This is a genomic window from Halorubrum sp. AD140 (genome assembly GCF_034497445.1).
Classification (GTDB): domain Archaea; phylum Halobacteriota; class Halobacteria; order Halobacteriales; family Haloferacaceae; genus Halorubrum.
The window spans coordinates 1-1,359 of the sequence record NZ_JAXRUU010000208.1 but is presented as its reverse complement, the minus strand read 5'-3'; the positions used below and the strand labels follow the sequence as shown (position 1 = coordinate 1,359).

At 73.5% G+C, this 1,359-nt stretch carries 2 protein-coding genes; one reads left to right on the top strand and one right to left on the bottom strand.

Annotation, left to right across the window (positions count from 1 at the left end):
- On the top strand, nt 1–807 hold an 807-nt coding region (locus tag U4E84_RS17500; RefSeq protein ID WP_322533366.1), incomplete at its 5' end, for a glycine cleavage T C-terminal barrel domain-containing protein.
- Nucleotides 808–831: 24 nt separating this feature from the next.
- Here U4E84_RS17500 and U4E84_RS17495 read toward each other — a convergent pair.
- A partial coding sequence (locus U4E84_RS17495; RefSeq protein WP_322533365.1) for an inorganic phosphate transporter occupies nt 832–1,359 on the bottom strand: 528 nt, incomplete at its 5' end.

The window sequence follows — 1,359 nt, the reverse complement described above, 5'->3', positions numbered from 1 at the left end:
TGGGCGGAGAACGTGTTCATCCAGGACGTCGAGATCGACGACGTCTCCGACGAGTTCGGCGTGTTCGGCGTTCACGGGCCCAAGTCGACGGAGAAGGTCGCGTCCGTCCTCGGGGGTCCCGGCGCGCCCGAGGAGCCGCTCTCGTTCGTCCGCGGGTCGATGGTCGACGCCGGCGTCACCGTGATCGCGACGGACGCGCCGCTGGGCGAGGAGGGGTACGAGATCGTCTGCGGCGCCGCCGACGCGGGCGACGTGTTCGACACCCTGATCAACCGCGGGCTCAACGCCGCGCCGTTCGGCTACCGGACGTGGGACGCGCTCGCGACCGAGGCCGGGACGCCCCTCTTCGAGTACGAGCTGGCGGGGACGGTCCCGAACGTCCTCGGCCTCCGCAACGCCCTCGACTTCGAGAAGGGGTGTTACGTCGGTCAGGAGGTCGTCTCGCGCGTGGAGAACCAGGGGCGACCGAGCCGGCGGCTCGTCGGCCTCGAACTCGACGGCGTCGCGGCGGCGGTCGCCGACATCGACGCGAACGCGGACCCGCGGGGGATCGACGACGCGCTCCCCGCGGCCGGCGCGGCCGTCTTCGACGGCGACGAGGCGATCGGCGAGGTCACCCGCGCCGCGGTCGGCCCCGCGACGGAGGTCCCGACCGCCCTCGCGCTCGTCGCGTTCGACGCCGACCGCGGTGCGGTCTCCGTCCGCGTCGACGGCGAGGAGGTCCCGGCGACCGCCGTCGACCTCCCGTTCGTGGACGGCAGCGCGGAGTCCGCGCGGCTGCCGGCGTATCCGGAACCCTGCGCCTGAGACGGGCGGGGCGGTCCGAGCGCCTCACACGACGAGGTCGACAGCGAAGTAGACGCCGAACCCGAGCGCGAACGCGCCGACGAGCGACCCGACCCACGCGAGCACCGTGTACCCCATCTTCCTCCGGCTCACGCCCGCGTCGCCGGCGGCGTAGCCCGCGCCGACGATCGCGGAGACGATGATCTCGTTGAACGAGACGGGGATCCCGAAGGCGACGGCGGTCTGCGCGATCGCGAACGAGGGGATGAGCGCGGCGATCGACCGACGCGGTCCCATCGAGGCGTAGTCCTGGGCGATCGCTTTGATCATCCGCGGCGCGCCGGTCCACGACCCGGCTAACAGCCCGACGCCGCCGCCGACGAGCAGCGCCCACACCGGGACACCGACTTCGCTGAAGATCGGGACGAGCGGGCCGATCGCGAGCCCGACCTGCGACCCGCCGGCCGAGAACGCGACGAGGCCGCCCATCGCGAGCAGGAACCGCCGCTGGGCGCCCTCGCGGTCGCGGCCGAGGTCGACGTACACGGCCACCGCGACGAGCGCAGCGAGCGC